The sequence below is a fragment of the Burkholderia semiarida genome, from assembly GCF_029268935.1.
GTDB lineage: Bacteria > Pseudomonadota > Gammaproteobacteria > Burkholderiales > Burkholderiaceae > Burkholderia > Burkholderia semiarida.
Genome location: NZ_JAHLCL010000003.1, coordinates 429671 through 449536 on the forward strand (window position 1 = coordinate 429671; position 19866 = coordinate 449536).

Below are 19866 nucleotides of genomic sequence, written 5' to 3' on the forward strand. Positions count from 1 at the left end.
GCGCGGTCAGAAGGTCGCCGGCGAATTGGCCGAGACGACCTCGCAGATCAGTTCCGCGCTGGGATTGCGAAAACGATGCGGCAAACGGCTTTCGAAGTAGTAGCCGTCTCCGGGGTCGAGCAGCCACGTCACGCCGTCGACGGTCAGCTCGAGCCGGCCCGACACGACGACGCCGCCCTCGTGCCCCGCGTGCACCAGCATCTCGGGGCCCGTGTCGGCCAGCGGCTGATAGGTTTCGCGCAGGATGCACATGTTGCGGTCCTTCACGTTCGCGCCGACGAGCTGAAACGCGAGCGACTCGTTGCCGAGGTTCGGCATCTCGTCGCGACGCGACACGATCGCGCGCGATTCGACGAGCTCGAACGTGAAGAACTCGGCGAGACTCATCGGAATGCATTCGAGCAGTTTCTTCAGCGAGCCGACCGACGGGCTCACGCGCCCCTGTTCGATCAGCGAGATCGTGCCGTTGGTGACGCCGGCGCGTTTCGCGAGTTCGCGCTGCGACAGGCCATGCTTGTTGCGCACGAAACGCAGGCGCTCGGCGACTTCGGTGGACATCGATTCGGTTTCGGACACGATAAGTGCGATGACAAAGTGAAACGACGCATTGGACAGCCGTTGAATATTCTAATCACTTTATGACGCACATCAGCGGGGAAAACCCTGAAAGGCGTTCGAAATAATGGACGGCGCGCCGACTATTCCCTTTACGAATCTTTTATTCATACTGCTCGGGAAAGCCCTGATGCAGGACCATTAAAAAACATTTGACGCCGTTATTGGCTCGTATATGCTGGCTCTCAGGTCAGCGTCAAAGCGGCATCGCAATGCAGCAATCGATGCCCGTCAATGTTGAATGACGCAGGGCCGGCGCCTCGATTATTTTAAACGCCCCGCGCGTCGAAACGATCAGGTGTTCAATACTTTCAACAAACCAGTCGAGTGTAATCGTGAGAGTCCGTGGCCCTCTGGTGAGGTGGGATCGAGGCGATGTGCGAAGTTTGCGCAGCGCCGGTCCCGCTTCCGACGGCAGTTGCGGCTGGCATAGTCCTCGCCTGCTTCACCTGTCGATCTACACCATCCTGTCCCGTCGTTCCGTTCGGCGCCACAACGCCGTTTCCGCACGCGCATTCGTCGCCGTCGATACCGACGAAGTGGCGTCGCTGCTGCCGTAGCGCCTCTCCTTTCTTTACGCCGTTCGTTTCGTCCGCCGATTCGCCAACCGCATCGTCCATGCGGTGACGGAACGCGTGCGCGCATGCGTTGCCGCGTCGCGCATCGCGATGAACCGAACGACGGCCTGACCGTCGCGCGCAGCGCGGATCACCACGCCATCCCGTTGCGCCCATTCACCAGCGGCCGTGCGCCTCGCGCCCGGCTGCGGGGTCGTGTCGCGCCCGCGTTTTGCCGCATTCGGCTCGAGGCACGTCACGTCCCTACGGATTACTGATTGACGTCATGGAAAGGAAACCTCTCGTCGGCATCACCGCCGACCTCACCCAGATCGGCGCCCACGCGTCGCATACGGTCGGCGACAAGTACGTCGCCGCGATCGTCGACGGCGCGCAGGCGCTCGCGATGGTGCTGCCGGCCCTCGGCGAGCGCCAGTCGACCGACGACGTGCTCGACGCGGTCGACGGGCTGCTGTTTACCGGCAGCTACTCGAACGTCGAGCCGCATCTGTATGGCGGCGAACCGAGTGCGCCGGGCACGAAGCACGACCCGGCGCGCGACGCGACGACGCTGCCGCTGCTGCGTGCGGCCATCGTCGCGGGCGTGCCCGTGCTCGCCGTATGCCGCGGCTTCCAGGAGCTGAACGTCGTCTTCGGCGGCACGCTGCACCAGCACGTGCACGACGTGCCCGGCCTCGCCGATCACCGCGAGGACGACGACGCGCCGCTGGACACGCAATACGGCCCGGCGCACGTCGTGCGCCTGACGCCCGGCGGCAAGCTGCATGCGCTCGCCGGCGGCCGCGACGAAGTGCACGTGAACTCGCTGCACAAGCAGGGCATCGCGCGGCTCGGCGCGGGCCTCGCGATCGAGGCCGTCGCGCCGGACGGCCTGATCGAGGCCGTGAGCGTCGCCGACGCGCCGGCATTCGCGCTCGCCGTGCAGTGGCATCCGGAATGGCGGCACGCGCAGAACCCGCTGTCGAGCGCGATCTTCCGCGCGTTCGGCGACGCCTGCCGCGCCCGCCGCGCCGCCCGCACGCGGGCCACGGCCGCCGCCGCGCTCGCCTGAGCGCGCCCACCAGACAACGAGAACAGACATGCAAGACATCGAAGGCTTTCTGAAGCAGCACCGGATCACCGAGATCGAAGCGATCATTCCCGACATGGCCGGCATCGCGCGCGGCAAGATCACGCCGCGCAACAAGTTCACGTCCGGCGAATCGATGCGCCTGCCGCAGGCCGTGATGGTGCAGACCGTCACCGGCGACTATCCGGAAGACGGATCGCTCACCGGCGTGACCGACCCCGACATGGTGTGCGTGCCCGACACGTCGACGATCCGCCTGATCCCGTGGGCCGTCGACCCGACCGCGCAGGTGATCCACGACTGCGTGCATTTCGACGGCTCGCCGGTCGAGATCTCGCCGCGCTACGTGCTGCGCCGCGTGCTCGACCTGTACAAGGCGAAGGGCTGGAAGCCCGTCGTCGCACCCGAGCTGGAGTTCTACCTGGTCGACATGAACAAGGACCCCGACCTGCCGCTGCGCCCGCCGGTCGGCCGCACGGGACGCCCGGAAACGGGCCGCCAGTCGTATTCGATCGAGGCCGTCAACGAGTTCGACCCGCTGTTCGAGGACATCTACGAGTACTGCGAAGCACAGAACCTCGACATCGACACGCTGATCCACGAAGTCGGCGCCGCGCAGATGGAGATCAACTTCATGCACGGCGACGCGCTGTCGCTCGCCGACCAGGTGTTCCTGTTCAAGCGCACGGTGCGCGAGGCCGCGCTGCGTCACAACATGTACGCGACGTTCATGGCCAAGCCGATGGAGGATGAACCGGGCTCGGCGATGCACGTGCACCAGAGCATCGTCGACGAGGAAACGGGCCAGAACCTGTTCACGTCGCAGGAGACGGGCGGCGCGACGTCGATGTTCTACAACTACCTCGCGGGGCTGCAGAAGTACACGCCGGCGCTGATGCCGATCTTCGCGCCGTACATCAACTCGTACCGCCGCCTGTCGCGCTTCATGGCCGCGCCGATCAACGTGCAGTGGGGCTACGACAACCGCACGGTGGGGTTCCGCATTCCGCATTCGGGCCCGGCCGCGCGCCGCATCGAAAACCGCATCCCGGGCGTGGACTGCAACCCGTACCTCGCGCTCGCCGCGACGCTCGCGGCCGGCTACCTCGGCATGACGCAGCGCCTGGAGCCGACCGAGCCGCTGGTGAGCGACGGCTACAGCCTGCCGTACCAGTTGCCGCGCAACCTCGAGGAAGGGCTGACGCTGATGGCCGCGTGCGAGCCGCTCGGCGAAATCCTCGGGCCCAAGTTCCTGAAGGCGTATTTCGCGCTGAAGGAAACCGAATACGAAGCGTTCTTCCGCGTGATCAGCTCGTGGGAACGCCGCCATCTGCTGCTGCACGTGTAAGCGTGCCAACCGCATACGGAATCACGGAGGAAACATGACTTACCGCAACGAATCTGCCTGGATCCAGCCGGCCGCGCCGAGCGCCACGGCCGCCGCGCCGCGCGCGACGCAGGCGCGCTCGACCGCCGAATATCGCGCGCTCGACGCCGCGCACCACATCCACCCGTTCTCGGACATGGGCGCGCTCAACCGCGCCGGCAGCCGCGTGATCGTGAAGGCCGACGGCGTCTACCTGTGGGATTCGGACGGCAACAAGATCATCGACGGGATGGCCGGCCTGTGGTGCGTGAACGTCGGCTACGGCCGCAAGGAACTCGCCGACGCCGCGTATCGCCAGATCCAGGAACTGCCCTTCTACAACACGTTCTTCAAGACCACGCACCCGCCGATCATCGAGCTTTCCGCGATGCTCGCGGAAGTGACGCCGGCCGGCTTCAACCACTTCTTCTACTGCAACAGCGGCTCGGAAGGCAACGACACCGTGCTGCGCCTCGTGCACCAGTACTGGCGCGTGCAGGGCAAGCCGCAGAAGAAATACGTGATCTCGCGCAGGAATGGCTATCACGGCTCGACGATCGCGGGCGGCACGCTCGGCGGGATGGGCTACATGCACGAGCAGATGCCGTCGAAGGTCGAGCACATCGTGCATATCGACCAGCCGTATTTCTTCGGCGAAGCGCAAGCCGGCGAGACGCCCGAGGCGTTCGGCCTCGCACGCGCGCGGCAGCTCGAGGCGAAGATTCTCGAACTCGGCGCGGAGAACGTCGCGGCGTTCATCGGCGAGCCGTTCCAGGGCGCGGGCGGCGTGATCTTCCCGCCGTCGACGTACTGGCCGGAAATCCAGCGGATCTGCCGCAAGTACGACATCCTGCTGGTGGCCGACGAGGTGATCGGCGGGTTCGGGCGCACCGGCGAATGGTTCGCGCATCAGCACTTCGGCTTCGAGCCGGACCTGATCACGATGGCGAAGGGCCTGACGTCGGGCTACGTACCGATGGGCGCGGTGGGCATACACGAGCGCGTCGCGCGCCCGATCATCGACAACGGCGAATTCAACCACGGCCTCACGTATTCGGGCCACCCGGTGGCGGCGGCCGTCGCGGTCGCGAACCTGAAGCTGCTGCGCGACGAAGGGATCGTCGAACGCGTGAAGACCGACACGGGCCCCTACTTCCAGGCGCTGATGCGCGAAACCTTCGCACGTCATCCGATCGTCGGCGAAGTGCACGGCCACGGGATGGTCGCGAGCCTGCAACTGGCCGAAGCGCCGGCCGAACGCCGCCGCTTCGCGAACGGCGGCGACGTCGGCACGATCTGCCGCGACTTCTGCTTCAACGGCAACCTGATCATGCGCGCGACCGGCGACCGGATGCTGCTGTCGCCGCCGCTCGTGATCTCGCGCCAGGAAATCGACGAGCTCGTGTCGAAGGCGAAGAAGGCCGTCGACGCCACCGCCCAGCAACTGGGTATTTCGTAACGGTTTTGCCTACAGGCGTGCGGCGGGCGCCGCACGCCGCCATCATCCAGGGGAATTCCACCATGCGTGCCTGCTTACTTCGCCAAGCCTGTTCCATCGCGGCCCTTGCCGCAGTGGCCGCGTTCACGTCGGTCGCCAGCCCGTCGGCCCATGCCGAGGACCTGAACGTCTACAACTGGTCCGACTACATCGCGCCGGACACGATCCCGAACTTCCAGAAGCAGACGGGTATCCACGTCAAGTACGACAACTACGACAGCGACGACACGCTTCAGGCGAAGCTGCTGGCCGGCAGCTCCGGCTACGACATCGTCGTGCCGACGTCGAACTACATGGCCAAGCAGATCCAGGCCGGCGTGTACCAGAAGCTCGACAAGTCGAAGATCCCGAACCTCGCGAACCTCGACCCGCTGCTGATGAAGATGATCGCCGACGCCGACCCCGGCAACCAGTACGGCGTGCCCTGGGCGTACGGCACGGACGGCATCGGCTACAACGCGCAGGCGGTGAAGAAGGCGCTCGGCGACAAGGCGCCGGTCGACAGCTGGGCGCTGGTGTTCGACCCGGCCAACATGGAAAAGCTGAAGAGCTGCGGCGTGTCGTTCCTCGACCAGGCCGTGGACGTGTTCGCCGCCACGCTGCAGTACATGGGCAAGGATCCGAACAGCAAGAACCCGGCCGATTACCAGGCTGCGTTCGAGGTCCTGAAGAAAGTCCGCCCGTACATCACCCAGTTCAATTCGTCCGGCTACATCAACGACCTCGCGAACAACGACGTGTGCGTCGTGCTCGGCTGGTCGGGCGACGTCGGCATCGCGCACCGCCGCTCGGCCGAGGCGAAGCGCTCGTACGACATCAAGTTCGCGAACCCGAAGGAAGGCGGCCTGCTGTGGTTCGACGTGATGGTGGTCCCGAAGGATGCGCCGCACCCGGAAGCCGCGATGAAGTGGATCAACTACATTTCCGACCCGAAGGTCAACGCGGCGATCACCAACACGGTGTTCTACCCGACCGCGAACAAGGCCGCGCACCCGTTCGTCACGCCGGCCGTCGCGCAGGACCCGACCGTCTACCCGCCCGAAGACGTGCTGAAGAAGATGGTGCTGATGAAGCCGATGCCGGCCGACATCCTGCGCCTCGAGAACCGTCTGTGGGCGCAGTTGAAGACGGGCCACTGACCGCCATGCATCGCGGCGGCGCAGGCATCGCGGTACGCCTGCCCGCCTGAGATCCGCGGACGTCCGTCCGCCCGCGCGCCACGCGCGCGCTGTTCCATCCGGCACGAGCCGTTGCTCGCGAGTCGCGTTGCGCGCCTCGCGCGGGGACGCTCACGCCTGCAATCCGTGAAGAACGAATGGTGACTCCCATGCAATCGATACCCTCTTCCGCTGCCGCACGCCAGACCCAACCGGCCGCCGCGCCCCGTACGCAGAACGATGCATTCGTGCGCATCGAAAACGTCGTGAAGAAATTCGGCGACAGCACGGCCGTCGACAACGTGAACCTGACGATCGCGAAGAACGAGCTGTTCGCGCTGCTCGGCAGCTCGGGCTGCGGCAAGTCCACGCTGCTGCGCATGCTCGCCGGGCTGGAAACTGCCACCTCCGGCAAGATCTTCGTCGACGGCGAGGACCTCGCGTCGCTGCCGCCGTACCGCCGCCCGGTCAACATGATGTTCCAGTCGTACGCGCTGTTCCCGCACATGACGGTCGAATCGAACGTCGCGTTCGGCCTGAAGCAGGAAGGGACGCCGAAAGACGAGATCAAGGAGCGCGTGGCCGATGCGCTCGCGCTCGTGCAGATGAGCAAGTACGCGAAGCGCAAGCCGCATCAGCTGTCGGGCGGCCAGCAGCAGCGCGTCGCGCTCGCGCGTTCGCTGGTCAAGCGCCCGAAGCTCCTGCTGCTCGACGAGCCGATGTCCGCGCTCGACAAGAAGATCCGCCAGAAGACCCAGCTCGAACTCGTGAACATCATCGAGAAGGTCGACGTGACCTGCGTGATGGTCACGCACGACCAGGAAGAGGCGATGACGATGGCGAGCCGCCTCGCGGTGATGAGCGAAGGCAAGATCGTGCAGATCGGCTCGCCCGGCGAGGTCTACGAATACCCGAACAGCCGCTTCTCGGCCGAATTCATCGGCTCGACGAACCTGTTCGAAGGGCGCGTGGTCGAGGACGAGCCCGATCACATCTTCGTCGAGAGCGACGACCTCGAAGCCCGCATGTACGTGAGCCACCGCGTGACCGGCCCGCTCGGGATGCCGGTCGGCATCTCGGTGCGCCCGGAGCGCATCCACGTGTCGCGCGAGAAGCCGGGCTCGAAGCACAACTGGGCGCGCGGCGTCGTCACCGACATCGCGTACATGGGCAGCTATTCGCTGTATCACGTGCGTCTGCCGAGCGGCAAGACGGTGGTGTCGAACCTGTCGAGCTCGCACCTGATGAACGACGGTGCGCCGGCGTGGAACGACGACGTGTTCGTGTCGTGGTCGCCGGCCAGCGGCGTCGTGCTGACGCAGTGAGGACGCCACGATGAGAACCTCCGCTTCCACGCCTTCCGCGCCGGTGTCGACCGGCGCCGCGCGCACCGGCGCGGGCCGCGCCCGCCCGGGCCGCTTCGCCGCGCTGTCGCGCTTGCTGCCGTCGGGCCGCACCGTCGCGATCGGCGTGCCGTTCCTGTGGCTGGCCGTGTTCTTCGCGCTGCCGTTCGTGCTGGTGCTGAAGATCAGCTTCGCCGACCAGGTGATGGGCATCCCGCCGTACACGTCGCTCGTCGAGATCAAGGACGGCGTCGTGTACTTCGCGCTGCAACTGTCGCACTACGCGTTCCTGCTGCAGGACGACCTGTACATCGCGACCTACCTCAGCTCGCTGAAGATGGCCGCCGTGTCGACGGTGCTGTGCCTGCTGATCGGTTACCCGATGGCGTACTACATCGCGCGCTCGGAGCCGAACCGCCGCAACGTGCTGATGATGGCCGTGATGCTGCCGTTCTGGACGTCGTTCCTGATCCGCGTGTACGCATGGATCGGCATCCTGAAGGACGACGGCCTGCTGAACCACACGCTGATCGCGCTCGGCATCATCCACACGCCGCTGCGGCTCTACCACACCGATGCGGGCGTCTACATCGGGATGGTCTATTCGTACCTGCCGTTCATGGTGATGCCGCTCTACGCGCACCTCGTGAAGATGGACCTGACGCTGCTCGAGGCCGCGTACGACCTCGGTGCGAAGCCGTGGGTCGCGTTCACGCGCATCACGCTGCCGCTGTCGAAGAACGGGATCATCGCCGGCAGCCTGCTGGTGTTCATCCCGGCGGTGGGCGAGTACGTGATCCCGGAGCTGCTTGGCGGCGCCGACACGCTGATGATCGGCCGCGTGATGTGGGATGAATTCTTCAACAACATGGACTGGCCGATGGCGTCCGCGGTGACGGTCGCGATGGTGCTGCTGTTGCTGGTGCCGATGGCGCTGTTCCAGTACTACCAGGTCAAGGAACTGGGAGACGCGAAATGATCAAGCCGAACAAACCGCTGTCGACGGGCGTGCTCGCCTTCGGCTTCCTGTTCCTGTACATCCCGATCATCAGCCTCGTCGTGTACTCGTTCAACGAATCGAAGCTGGTGACGGTGTGGTCGGGCTTCTCGCTGAAATGGTACGCGGCGCTGCTGGACGACGACGAGCTGCTCAACTCCGCGTGGCTGTCGCTGAAGATCGGTCTCCTGACGGCCACCGCGTCGGTCGTGATCGGCACGTGGGCGGGCTTCGTGCTCGCGCGCTTCGGCCGTTTCAAGGGCTTCACGCTGTACACGGGGATGATCAACGCGCCACTGGTGATTCCGGAGGTGATCCAGGGGATCTCGCTGCTGTTGCTGTTCGTCGCGCTCGAGCAGATGTTCGGCTGGCCGAAGGGGCGCGGGATGGTGACGATCTGGATCGGCCACGTGATGTTGTGCGTGTCGTACGTCGCGATCATCGTGCAGTCGCGCGTGAAGGAGATGAACAAGTCGCTCGAGGAGGCCGCGCTCGACCTGGGTGCGACGCCGCTGAAGGTGTTCTTCGTGGTGACGCTGCCGCTGATCTCGCAGGCGCTGCTGTCGGGGTGGCTGCTGTCGTTCACGCTGTCGATCGACGATCTGGTGCTGTCGGCGTTCCTGTCCGGGCCCGGCTCGACGACGCTGCCGCTGGTGGTGTTCTCGCGCGTGCGGCTGGGCTTGAACCCCGAGATGAATGCGCTGGCGACGCTGTTCATCACGGCCGTGACGATCGGCGTGATCGTCGTGAACCGGATGATGATCGCGCGCGAGCGGCGCCGGATGGCCGACTTGAAGGCGGCGTTCGCGGCGGCCTGACGGCCCGCCGCCTGCTTCGACGACAACAAGCACTGCAGACAAGCAACACGCGCTGCCCCAGGGGGGCGCGCGATTCGATCCCGATTTGACAGGCGCACGACTAGGAGAATCCGCAATGAAGAAGAAACTGATCTGCCTGCTGGTGGCCGGCGCGTTGCCGGGCGTCGCGCTGGCCGGTTCGACATCCGCCGAAATCAAGGCGCTGCAGGCGCAGGTCGCGGCGCTGCAGAAACAGATGAAGGCGATGCAGGCGCAGCTCGCCGCGAAGCCGGTCGGGGCGGCGGCCGTCGCGGCGTCCGGCGCGAGCGGCGGCATGGCCGGCGGCGGCAGCGGCGGCAGCGCCGTCGCGGTCGCGGCCGATCCGGGCTCGCCGGATTACGGCCGCGCGCGCGCCATGCTGACCAACGACGAGGTCAGCGAAATGAAGCAGCAGATCGCGAACCAGCAGTTGAAGGTCGACTCGCTGACCGACGCGGCCAACACCGGCCCGCTCGCCGGCCTGTCGGTCACCGGCTACATCGATCCGACCTACGTCTACAACCGCGCGGCCGGCACGTCGTCGTTCCTGTTCGCGAACCACGAGAACGCGTACAACTATTTCAACAGCACGTTCGGCGATCTCTACCTCGACATCAAGAAGACGTTCGGCGTCGGCCCGATGGCGCCGTCGGCCGAGATCACGCTGATGCCGAACCGCGGCAACGGCATCACGCTGCTGCAGAACTCGCGCGGCTCGATCACCGACAACCTGCTGAACACGGCGGTCGTCAACGTGCCGATCACCGCGTCGACCACGCTGGTGGCCGGCCTGATCCCGAGCTTCGGCGGCTACGAGGTGCAGCAGTCGAACCAGATGCTCACGCTCACGCACAACCTGCTGTACGATTTCTCCGATCCGGGCAGCTACGTCGGTGTCGGCGCGAACTACACGAAGGGCGCCTGGGCGTGGAAGTTCTTCCTCGGCAACGAGCAGTACCGCACGTACGGTTCGGTCACGCAGACGGGCACCAACGCGCTCGGCGATCCGATCACCACCAGCAACAAGGTGCCGACCTTCACCGCGCGCGCGGACTACACGTGGTCGAGCGCGCTCGACATCGGCGGCTCGTTCAACATCGGGCGGCAGACGCTGGCGAGCGCGATCGACGATCAGGGCAACGTCCACTACGGCCCGGGCGGCGCGGCGCCGAGCGGCTACGGTTCGTTCTTCTTCGGCGAACTCGACGCGACCTACACGCTCGCCGACGTTCAGTACAACGCCGAAGTCGACTACGGCCGGCAGCAGCATGCGGCGTTCAACGGCGGGCTCGCGCAGTGGTACGGGCTGTCGCTGCTCGCGCACCGCAAGTTCAACGCGCCGGTGGTCGGCCGCATGGGCGTGACGCTGCGCTACGACCTGCTCGCGAACTCGAAGAACGGCGGCGGCGGCGGCGGCATCGCGCTGAACGGCAACGGGATGGACCCGAGCAACGGCTTCGGCGTCGACGCGGACTGCCTCGCGATGTCGAAGGCCGGCGGCGGCCTGGGCTTCGAGTGCAAGGGCGCGGTGCGCCAGGACGTCGCGCTCGACCTGCTGTTCTATCCGACCCAGCAGATCACCGTGAAGGTCGAATACCGGCATGACTGGGCGAACAACAAGGTGTTCCTGCGCAACGACGGGTCGTACGGCAAGTCCAACGACCTGCTCGCGACGCAGTTCATCTATTCGTTCTGATGCGGCACGCGCGGGGCGCCGTGCCGCACGCACGGCGTCCCGCGCCGTTTTTTGGGTGGCCGCGCGCAGCGCGCGGCCTTGTCGAGGGAGTCGGTTTCATGACGCAGTCTTTCACCCGCCGCGCCGATGCGCTCGCGCGCGACTCGTACTACGAAGCAACCGCCGCGCGGCCCGCGGCGGACGATCCGACGCTCGAAGCGGCGATCGACGTCGACGTGTGCGTGATCGGCGCCGGCTTCGCAGGCCTGTCGACGGCGCTCGACTGTCGCGCGCGCGGGCTGTCCGTCGCCGTGATCGATGCGCACCGGCCCGGCTGGGGCGCATCGGGCCGCAACGGCGGCCAGGCGATCACGGGCTTCGCGAAAGACGAAGCGATCGAGCGGCAGCTCGGCGCCGACGGCGCACGCGCCGCGTGGTCGCTGTCGCTCGACGGCGTCGCGCTGATCGCCGAGCGCATCGCGCGCTACGGAATCGACTGCGACTTCACGCGCGGCTACCTGACGGTCGCGACGAAGCCGCGCCGCATCGACGACCTGCGTGCGTGGATGAACGCCGCGACGTCGCGCTGGGGCCATCCGTCGCTCGCGTGGCTCGATACCGGTGAGATCCAGGCGCGCATTGCATCGACGCGCTATCTGGCCGGCGTGCACGATCCGCTATCGGGCCATCTGCATCCGCTCAAGTACTGCCTCGGGCTCGCCGATGCCGCGCGCCGCGAGGGCGTCGCGCTGTATGCGCACACGCCCGCGCTCGACGTCGTGCGCGGCGCGCGGCCCGTCGTGCGCACGCCGTCGGGCGAGGTGCGTTGCCGCTTCGTCGTGTCGTGCTGCAACGCGGGCCCCGGCGGCGTGCTGCCGGCGGCGACCGCCGCGCGCATCGCGCCGATCGCGTCGTACATCATCGCGACCGAGCCGCTCGGCCGCACGCGCGCCGACGCGCTGATCGCCCGACGCGAAGCCGTGTGCGACAACAATTTCTTCCTCGACTACTTCCGCCTGTCGGCCGACCACCGGATGCTGTTCGGCGGCCGCGCGAATTCGGCCGGCGCGTCGCCCGCCGCGCTCGCCGAAGCGATCCGGCAGCGCATGGCCGGCGTGTTCCCGCAGCTCGGCGACGTGCGCGTCGAGCACGCGTGGGGCGGCTTCGTCGACGTCACGCGCAACCGCGCGCCGGACTTCGGCGCGATCGATCCGAACTTCTTCTACGTCCAGGGCTTCAGCGGGCACGGCGTCGCGCTCACCGGCATCGCCGGGCGCGCGGTCGCGGGCGCGATCGCGGGCGACACGCGCGCGTTCGACCTGTTCGCGCGCCTGCGTCACCGGCGCTTTCCCGGCGGCGACGCATGGCGGCAGCCCGCGCTCGAGCTCGGCATGCTGTACCACCGCATACGCGAGCTGTTCTGAGCCCTTTCACTCCGCGCTTCCTATCATGCAGACATTCGCCAACCAGCCGCACGTCGCGTCGTACTACGCGGCGACCGCCAACGATACGACCCGCCACGCGCCGCTCGCCGGCACGACCGACGCCGACGTGTGCGTGATCGGCGCGGGCCTCACCGGCCTGTCGGCCGCGCTCAACCTCGCCGAGCGCGGCCATTCGGTGACCGTGCTCGAAGCGTCGCGGGTCGGATGGGCGGCGAGCGGCCGCAACGGCGGCCAGTTGATCGGCGGCTTCGCGTGCGACATCGACACGTTCGCGCGATTCATGCCGGAAGGCGACGTGAAGCGCATCTGGGACATGGGGCTCGAAACGCTGTCGCTCGTGAAGTCGCGCATCGCGCGGCACGGCATCGACTGCGCGCTGATGCCCGGCTACCTGACCGCGGCCAACACCGAGCGCGACGCCGATGCGCTGAAGCGGTGGCGCGACGAAGCCGCGAAGCGCTTCGGCTACGACCGCTTCCACTTCGTCGAAGCCGACGCGCTCGGCGACTACGTGCAGTCCGAACGCTATCGCGGCGGCCTGTACGACCCGGACAGCGGCCACCTCCATCCGCTGAACTACACGCTCGGCCTCGCGCGGGCGGCAACCGAAGCAGGCGTGCGTATTCACGAGGACAGCTGCGTGACGCGCGTGCGCGACGTGTCCGGCGGCCACGTCGTCGAGACGAGCGGCGGCAACGTGCGTGCGCGCTTCGTCGTGCTCGCATGCAATACATACGTCGGCACGCTCGCGCCCGCGCTGGCGAGGAAGATCATGCCGGTGGGCACCTACGTGATCGCGACCGAGCCGCTCGGCCAGGCGCGCGCCGACGCGCTGATGCCCGCGCGCGCGGCGATCTGCGACAGCCGCTTCGTGCTCGACTATTTCCGGCCGGCGCCGGACACGCGGCTCGTGTGGGGCGGCAAGGTCAGCTATTCGACGCGCGAGCCGCGCGATCTCGCCGCGGCGATGCGCGCGGACATGCTGAAGACGTTCCCGCAGCTCGCGGACGTGAAGGTCGATTATGCGTGGGGCGGCTTCGTCGACATCACGATGAACCGTGCGCCGCATTTCGGCCGCATCACGCCGACGACGTACTTCGCGCAGGGGTTTTCAGGGCACGGCGTGAACACGACCGCGCTTGCGGGCAAGCTGATCGCCGAAGCGATCGACGGACAGGCGAGCCGCTTCGATCTGTTCGACAAGATCCGGCATCGCGACTTCCCCGGCGGCGAGGCGCTGCGCACGCCGGCACTGGTGCTCGCGATGAGCTGGTACCGGCTGCTGGATGCGTTCGGCGTGCATTGAGCGTGATTGCGCGGCACTGGATTGCGATACGGCCGTGAGCGCGAAAACGCGGCAAGCACACACCGCGCGCGCACATGGTGCAGCCGTTCGGCCGGATTGCATGCAGGCGGCACGACGGGCGCATGAAGCGCCCGCGCGCCCTGCGCCGCTCAGTCCGTGCCGTACTTCGGCGAATGCGGACCGTACAGCAGCCCGTTCGGCGGACCGGCCGACAGCAGTCGCGTGCTGGTGTACGCCGCAACGTCGTGGCTCTGGTCCATCAGCGTGTTCGCGATCTGCTTGACCGCGGCCACCACGAGCATGCCGATCAGGCTGCCGCCGCCGTTGTTATTGCCTTCGTCGCTGCTCGCGCTCGCGCGGCCCTGCCACAGCACGTCGCCGGTACGCAGGTCGACGAGCTTCGCCGATGCCGACACGACCGTCGCGCTCGCGAGAACCCGGTAGACGGTGCCGTACTGCGACACCTTCGAATACAGCGCGGCGTCCGCGCCGAAGATCTCGCGCAGCTTCGCGGGTGATGTCTCCTGGATCTCGGCCGGGTTGGTCAGGCCGTTCTGCTTGAACGTCTCGTCCATCACGGCGACGGGCACGACGTAATAGCCCGACTCGGCGAGCGGCAGCGTCATCTGCGACAGCAGCCCGTAGGTCGCGCCCACGTCGGACGTCTCGTTGAGCGGCGGCAGCACGAGGATCGAGCGCGGCTGGCTCTTCTTGAACGCCGTGTAGTCGGGCCGTTTCACCGGTTGCGCGCACGCGCTCAGCAGCGCGACGAGCGACAGCACGGACAGCAGCTTGAATGAGAGTGTCTTGAACATGGCGGGTGCGTCGCTCACTGTTTGGCGGTGGTCGGATCGGCGTTCTTCTGGCCGGCGACCGTCTGGTCGACCGCCTTCTGGCCGGCCGCCTTCGGGTCGGCGGCCTTCGGCGCACCGGTTTTCTTCTTCAGCAGGAAGTCCATGTAGGTCGCGGACTCCGGAAACAGCTGTTTCTCGGCCTGCAGTTCCTGTTCGGCCTGCTGCTCGCTGCCGATGCTCGCGTACAGCATCCCCAGATGCGCGTGGAAGCCCGGCGGCGGCGTATGGCCCTTGCCGCGAATCTCCTGCAGCGCTTTTTCGAGCGCGTCGATCTGCTCCTGCGGCGACTTCTGCCCCTTGAAGTATTCGTACACCTGCGGCTGATAGCCGGTCCACTGATAGAGCGGCGGCGTGGAGCTCGCGCAGCCGGCGAGCAGCAAGGCGGCGGCCGTCGCCGGCAGCCAGTTACCCCGTTTCATGGTCTTTTCTCTTGTGATGTCGTGTTGAATCGGTCGAGCGCGGCGCCGGCCCCGGCGCCCGCTGCGGCGGGTTGCGACGCTTACTGCGCGACCTTCAATGCGCCGGCGTCGACCTGCTCCGCCAGATGGTTCACGGCTTCCTGGATCGCGAGATCCAGCACCTTGCCGTTGAGCGTCGAGTCGTAGCCGGCCGTGCCGCCGAAGCCGATCACCTCGCGGTTCGACAGGCTGAACTCGCCCGCGCCCTGGCTCGATGCGACGACTTCCGACGTCGTCGTGTCGACGATGTTCAGGTTGACCTTCGCGTACGCGACCTGCGTCTTGCCGCGGCCGAGAATGCCGAACAACTGATGATCGCCGACGTCCTTGCGGCCGAACTCGGTCACGTCGCCGGTGACGACGTAGTTCGCGCCCTTCACGGCCTGCGCCTTCTTCATGAAGCCCGCTTCCTGCTTGATCTCGTCGAGGTTCTCGCGATCGAGCACGTTGAAGCGGCGGCTCTGCTGCAGGCGCGTGACGAGGATCGTCTTCGCCTGTCCGCCGAGGCGGTCGATGCCGTCGGAGAAGATGCCGCGCATGTAGCTCGAACGGTTGTCGAACTTGCCCACGGCGATCGCGACGGGCTTGCCCGCGTACGGCTTCTGCGCGCTGCTGACGGCCGGCACGTCGAGCGTGCGCGACGATTCGGTCGCGCAGCCGGACAGCGCCGCGACGACCGCGGCCGCCACGAGGACGGTGCGTCGTGTCTGAATGTTCACTGCTGGTCTCCTTGCGTGGAAAGATGGCCCGGAACGGGCATGCCGGCTCACAGGCTGACTGAAGAGCCGGCGGTTGATGCGGTGATCGAAACGGCCTGGGCGTGCTTCGGCGCGCGCGACTTCATCGCCCGGACGGCGACGGAGAGGGCGGCATGCGAAGAGAAAATGCGCGCAACGGATCGGTCGCGGCAAGATGCGAACGCGCGGCGCATGAATCGGCGCCCCCACGTGCGCCCGCTACGCGATGATTCTGGTTACTGCGCTGTTGTTCGCGCATGATCGGCCCCGTATATGATTTTTGTGGATCATACCAAGCCTGATTATTGAGACGGTATTTCTTGAGAAGAATGGACGTGCTTTCCGAATCGTCGGCCAGCGCGTGATATACGACGCGCCGACCGAGCATGGGTGCAACGCGCACGGCGGCCCCGCGAGCCGGCGCGCCCGGTGCGTCCCAGGATGTGTTCACGCCCTAGTCGGCCACCTTCTGCCGCATCGTCACGAATTCCTCGGCCGCGGTCGGATGAATGCCGATCGTGTCGTCGAACTGCGCCTTCGTCGCGCCCGCGCGAATCGCGATCGCGATGCCCTGGATGATCTCGCCCGCATCGCGGCCGACCATGTGCGCGCCGACCACGCGCTGGCTGTCGCGCGCGACGACGAGCTTCATCAGCGTGCGCTCGTCGCGGCCCGACAGCGTGTGACGCAGCGCCTTGAACGACGTGCGGTAGATATCGACGTCGCCGTGCGCGTGACGCGCATCGGCCTCGGTCAGGCCGACCGTCGCGACCTCCGGCTGGCTGAACACGGCCGACGGCACGTACGCGTGATCGACCGCCACGCGCGAGCCGCCGAACAGCGTGCGCGCGAGCAAGCCGGCGTCGCGCGTCGCAACCGGCGTGAGCTGCGGCCGCGACGTGACGTCGCCGATCGCGTGGACCGACGGCACCGACGTCGCCGAATACGCATCGACGGCGATCGCGCCGCGCGCATCGAGCAGGATGCCCGCCTGCTCGAGCCCGATCCCGTCGACGTTCGGCACGCGCCCCGTCGCATAGAGCACCTGATCGTACGGCCCGTGCCGCGCGTCGCCGACGCGCACGAACAGCGTGCCGTCGCTCGCGCGCTCGATCGATTCGATCACCGCGCGCGGGTGAATCGTGACGCCCTGCTTCGTCATCTCGTCGGTCAGGAACTGGCGCACGTCGTCGTCGAAGCCGCGGAGGATTTTTTCGCCGCGATAGAACACGTCGACGTGACTGCCGAAACCGTTGAAGATGCCCGCGAACTCGACCGCGATATAGCCGCCGCCGACCACCGCGATGCGCTTGGGGCACGTCGCGAGCGACAGCGCCTCGCGCGACGTGATCGCGTGTTCGATGCCGGGACGCGGCGGCAACACCGGACGCGAGCCGGTCGCGATCGCGATGTGGCGCGCACGGATCGTGCGCGCGCCGACCGCGACCGTGTGCGCGTCGACGAGCGTCGCGCGGCCGGCGTGCATGTCGACGCCGGATTGCCGCAGCAGGCTGATGTAGATGTCGCTCAACCGGTTGATCTCGCGATCCTTCGCGGCGATCAGCGCGCGCCAGTCGAGCGTGCCGGCGCCGAAAGTCCAGCCGAAGCCCTTCGCATCGTCGACTTCATGCGGGTAGTGCGACGCGTAGACGAGCAGCTTCTTCGGGATGCAGCCGCGCAGCACGCAGGTGCCGCCGATCTGCTCTTCTTCCGCTATGCCGACGCGTGCGCCGTATGACGCGGACATGCGCGCGAGCCTCACGCCGCCCGAGCCGGCGCCGATGACGAACAGGTCGTAGTCGAAATCCATCGCATTCCCTCATCGCAGTTCGGATGGGGGCACGATAGCAAGATTCGGGGATTCGTGCGGCGCATGGCGCGCGCGATAAAAAACGGCGAGAGACGACGCCTCTCGCCGGTCAAACCGGCTGGCGGTTGTGCCATGCGTCACCGATCGACCGCATGCCCGACCTGCCGGTTGCGCGGCACCGGCCGGCCCGGGCGCGCGAAGGGCGCGCCCGCGGCCGGACCGGCCGCCATGCTCATGCCTGCGACGTGTCGCTGCCGTCCGTCGCCTGCGTATCGTCTGCCTGCTGCGGCTGCTCGTCCTTCTTCTCGAGCATGCCTTCGATCGCCTCGGCGCCCTTGAAGCCGGCGACGGCCGCGGCCGCCTTGGTCAGCAGGCCCGCATCCGGGTCCAGCTTTTCCACGCCTTCGACGGCGGCCACTGCGCCGGCGATTTCACCCACGACATTCAGGATACCCATCGTCATCCCCTTTCAAGAAAATCGTGAGCGCATCGTCCCACGAAAGAAACCGGCGAACCGCGTTTGTCATCGCCGGATACAGAAGTTACGCACCAGGCCGGCCGCGCTCGCGGAGCGCGATCGGAACGACGCACGCGCACGCCGGACGGCATGCCACGCGCGATGCACGCAGCGTAGCGGAAAGCCTGCGCGCGTACTGTAAAAGTATGTTCTGGATTGCCGACGGATCGCTTACGGCGCGGGACTGCCGCAATGGAGCGTTCGCCGAATAGTCGGGCGCGCGCATGAAGGTCGCGCGACGAAAAAAAAAGAGGCTCCGCGGAGCCTCGTCGATGCGCGCCGGACGAAGCCGGCGCATGCATTTTCCGACGTTCGTCAGAAGATATTGCGCAGGCCGATCGCGATGCCGGTCTGGTTGCTGCGGCCCGGCAGCTCGACGTTCGCCGCGCCGTTCGTCTTGTTGAAGTCGACGGTGCCGTAGATTTCGGTGCGCTTGCTCAGCGCGTACTCGGCGATGCCGACGATCGCGTAGCGGTTGCCGCTCGCGAGCGTGCCGTTCGTGGTCATCGCATTGCGCATGTGGTCGTAGTAGAACGCGCCCGTCAGCGTCAGCGGCGCGCTGACCTGCCAGCTCACGCCGGCGAACGGACCGTCGTCGATGCGGCCCGTGCCTTTCGCGACCGGGATCGACTGCTGCGCGAGCAGGCTGTCGACGAAACCCGTGTCGTCCTTCGAGCGCAGGTAGCCCGCGTAGATCTTCGCCTTGCTGAACGCGTACACGACGTTCGCGTGGTAGATCGTCTGCTTGCGCGCCGAGTTGTCGCTGTTCTGCTGCGCGCCGGCCGCGATGCTGAGCGGGCCCATCACGTACGACAGCGACACGCCCCATGCATTGCCCTTGCCGAGCGAGCCCGGAATCTGGCCCGAGAAGCCGCCGACGCCGGTCGATTCGTAGTTGGTGCCGGTCGAGTACATCGCCTTCGCGGTCAGGCCCGCGAACGTGCCCGTGTACTTGATCTGGTTGTCCGCATACAGGCCGCCGCCGAGGGCGACCGGCAGCCACGCGTTTTCGAGGTAGTTGCCGACGGTGAGCGGATCGTAGGTGTCCGCCAGCAGGTCGAACAGCGGCGTCTTCTGGCGGCCGAGCGTCACCGTGCCGTACGGGCTCTGCAGGCCGACGTACGCCGCGCGGTTGAACAGGCGGCCGCTGTCGGCGAATGCGCCGTTCTGCAGGTTCACGCCGCTCTCGAGGTTGAACACGGCCTTCAGGCCGCCGCCGAGGTCTTCCGTGCCGTAGATGCCGAAGCGGCTGTTCGTGATCGCGCCGTTGCTCATCGACAGCAGGCCGTCGTTCTTGGCGTTGGCGTTGGTCAGGTAACGAATGCTGGCGTCGGCGACGCCCCACAGCGTGACCGAGCTTTGTGCTGCTGCGTACTGGCTGGCGAAGGCCAGCGCCGCGCCCCCTGCGATAGCGGCGAGTCGGGTGGTCTGCTTCATGAGCGTTCCTTTTTTAGGTGTCTCCATTCGTGACCGGCCGCGTGCGCAGCCGGGTGGCGATCGCACACGTTCATGGCGCGCGCGATGTGGGCTGAATCATAAGACGAGTGCGAACGCTGAAAGAAATTGAAATACGCGGCAAGCGCGCGATTGTCGTCCGGGAGCAAC

19 protein-coding genes are annotated in these 19866 nt (G+C 66.8%); 11 read left to right on the forward strand and 8 right to left on the reverse strand.

Going from position 1 to position 19866, the window contains the following annotated elements; genetic code table 11:
* Nucleotides 1-6 precede the first annotated feature (6 nt).
* Complete coding sequence (locus KPB06_RS05745; protein ID WP_059576469.1) at nt 7-558, reverse strand: cupin domain-containing protein; 552 nt, start codon at nt 556-558, stop codon at nt 7-9.
* A 434-nt stretch (nt 559-992) separates the two neighbouring features.
* On the opposite strand from KPB06_RS05745, the gene KPB06_RS05750 reads away from it, so the two are divergent.
* From KPB06_RS05750 to KPB06_RS05800, 11 genes are all read left to right on the forward strand, one after another.
* Nucleotides 993-1175 (forward strand): hypothetical protein, encoded by a 183-nt coding sequence (locus KPB06_RS05750; protein WP_059576381.1) that lies wholly within the window; start codon nt 993-995, stop codon nt 1173-1175.
* Between the two features lie 283 nt (nt 1176-1458).
* Nucleotides 1459-2244: a gamma-glutamyl-gamma-aminobutyrate hydrolase family protein gene (locus KPB06_RS05755; RefSeq protein WP_059576375.1), complete on the forward strand. Its 786-nt coding sequence runs from the start codon at nt 1459-1461 to the stop codon at nt 2242-2244.
* 28 nt (nt 2245-2272) lie between these two features.
* Nucleotides 2273-3610 (forward strand): glutamine synthetase family protein, encoded by a 1338-nt coding sequence (locus KPB06_RS05760; RefSeq protein ID WP_059576368.1) that lies wholly within the window; start codon nt 2273-2275, stop codon nt 3608-3610.
* A 34-nt stretch (nt 3611-3644) separates the two neighbouring features.
* A complete protein-coding gene (locus KPB06_RS05765) occupies nt 3645-5087 on the forward strand; it encodes an aspartate aminotransferase family protein (RefSeq protein ID WP_275906065.1) in 1443 nt (480 codons plus the stop codon).
* A gap of 62 nt (nt 5088-5149) precedes the next feature.
* On the forward strand, nt 5150-6265 hold the full coding sequence (locus KPB06_RS05770) for a polyamine ABC transporter substrate-binding protein (RefSeq protein ID WP_059583859.1): 1116 nt from the start codon (nt 5150-5152) through the stop codon (nt 6263-6265).
* A gap of 188 nt (nt 6266-6453) precedes the next feature.
* The gene (locus tag KPB06_RS05775; RefSeq protein ID WP_275906064.1) at nt 6454-7608 is read left to right on the forward strand and encodes an ABC transporter ATP-binding protein; all 1155 of its coding nucleotides are present in this window, start codon (nt 6454-6456) and stop codon (nt 7606-7608) included.
* Nucleotides 7609-7618: 10 nt separating this feature from the next.
* Nucleotides 7619-8605: an ABC transporter permease subunit gene (locus tag KPB06_RS05780; protein ID WP_059583863.1), complete on the forward strand. Its 987-nt coding sequence runs from the start codon at nt 7619-7621 to the stop codon at nt 8603-8605.
* Nucleotides 8602-9441 (forward strand): ABC transporter permease subunit, encoded by an 840-nt coding sequence (locus KPB06_RS05785; RefSeq protein ID WP_059583866.1) that lies wholly within the window; start codon nt 8602-8604, stop codon nt 9439-9441. Before KPB06_RS05780 ends, KPB06_RS05785 begins: the two co-directional genes overlap by 4 nt.
* 115 nt (nt 9442-9556) lie before the next feature.
* Nucleotides 9557-11155 carry a DUF3138 family protein gene (locus KPB06_RS05790; RefSeq protein ID WP_059583868.1) on the forward strand — a complete coding sequence of 533 codons (1599 nt, stop codon included), beginning with the start codon at nt 9557-9559 and terminating at the stop codon, nt 11153-11155.
* Between the two features lie 98 nt (nt 11156-11253).
* Nucleotides 11254-12558 (forward strand): NAD(P)/FAD-dependent oxidoreductase, encoded by a 1305-nt coding sequence (locus tag KPB06_RS05795; protein ID WP_059584023.1) that lies wholly within the window; start codon nt 11254-11256, stop codon nt 12556-12558.
* Nucleotides 12559-12583: 25 nt separating this feature from the next.
* Nucleotides 12584-13885, forward strand: coding sequence for an NAD(P)/FAD-dependent oxidoreductase (locus KPB06_RS05800; protein ID WP_059583870.1), 1302 nt, complete (start codon nt 12584-12586; stop codon nt 13883-13885).
* 149 nt (nt 13886-14034) lie between these two features.
* Here KPB06_RS05800 and KPB06_RS05805 read toward each other — a convergent pair whose 3' ends face one another.
* From KPB06_RS05805 to KPB06_RS05835, 7 genes are all read right to left on the reverse strand, one after another.
* Nucleotides 14035-14700 (reverse strand): DUF799 domain-containing protein, encoded by a 666-nt coding sequence (locus KPB06_RS05805; protein ID WP_059583871.1) that lies wholly within the window; start codon nt 14698-14700, stop codon nt 14035-14037.
* Nucleotides 14701-14714: 14 nt separating this feature from the next.
* Nucleotides 14715-15158 (reverse strand): DUF4810 domain-containing protein, encoded by a 444-nt coding sequence (locus tag KPB06_RS05810; protein WP_059583873.1) that lies wholly within the window; start codon nt 15156-15158, stop codon nt 14715-14717.
* Nucleotides 15159-15238: 80 nt separating this feature from the next.
* On the reverse strand, nt 15239-15910 hold the full coding sequence (locus tag KPB06_RS05815) for a CsgG/HfaB family protein (RefSeq protein ID WP_185716591.1): 672 nt from the start codon (nt 15908-15910) through the stop codon (nt 15239-15241).
* Nucleotides 15911-16037: 127 nt separating this feature from the next.
* On the reverse strand, nt 16038-16385 hold the full coding sequence (locus tag KPB06_RS05820; protein ID WP_124658818.1) for a hypothetical protein: 348 nt from the start codon (nt 16383-16385) through the stop codon (nt 16038-16040).
* Between the two features lie 3 nt (nt 16386-16388).
* Nucleotides 16389-17744: a glutathione-disulfide reductase gene (gene gor / locus KPB06_RS05825; RefSeq protein WP_059583875.1), complete on the reverse strand. Its 1356-nt coding sequence runs from the start codon at nt 17742-17744 to the stop codon at nt 16389-16391.
* Between the two features lie 232 nt (nt 17745-17976).
* Nucleotides 17977-18201, reverse strand: a complete 225-nt coding sequence (locus KPB06_RS05830; protein ID WP_059584024.1) for a hypothetical protein — start codon at nt 18199-18201, stop codon at nt 17977-17979.
* A 375-nt stretch (nt 18202-18576) separates the two neighbouring features.
* Nucleotides 18577-19698, reverse strand: coding sequence for a porin (locus KPB06_RS05835; RefSeq protein ID WP_059583877.1), 1122 nt, complete (start codon nt 19696-19698; stop codon nt 18577-18579).
* Nucleotides 19699-19866: the final 168 nt, after the last annotated feature.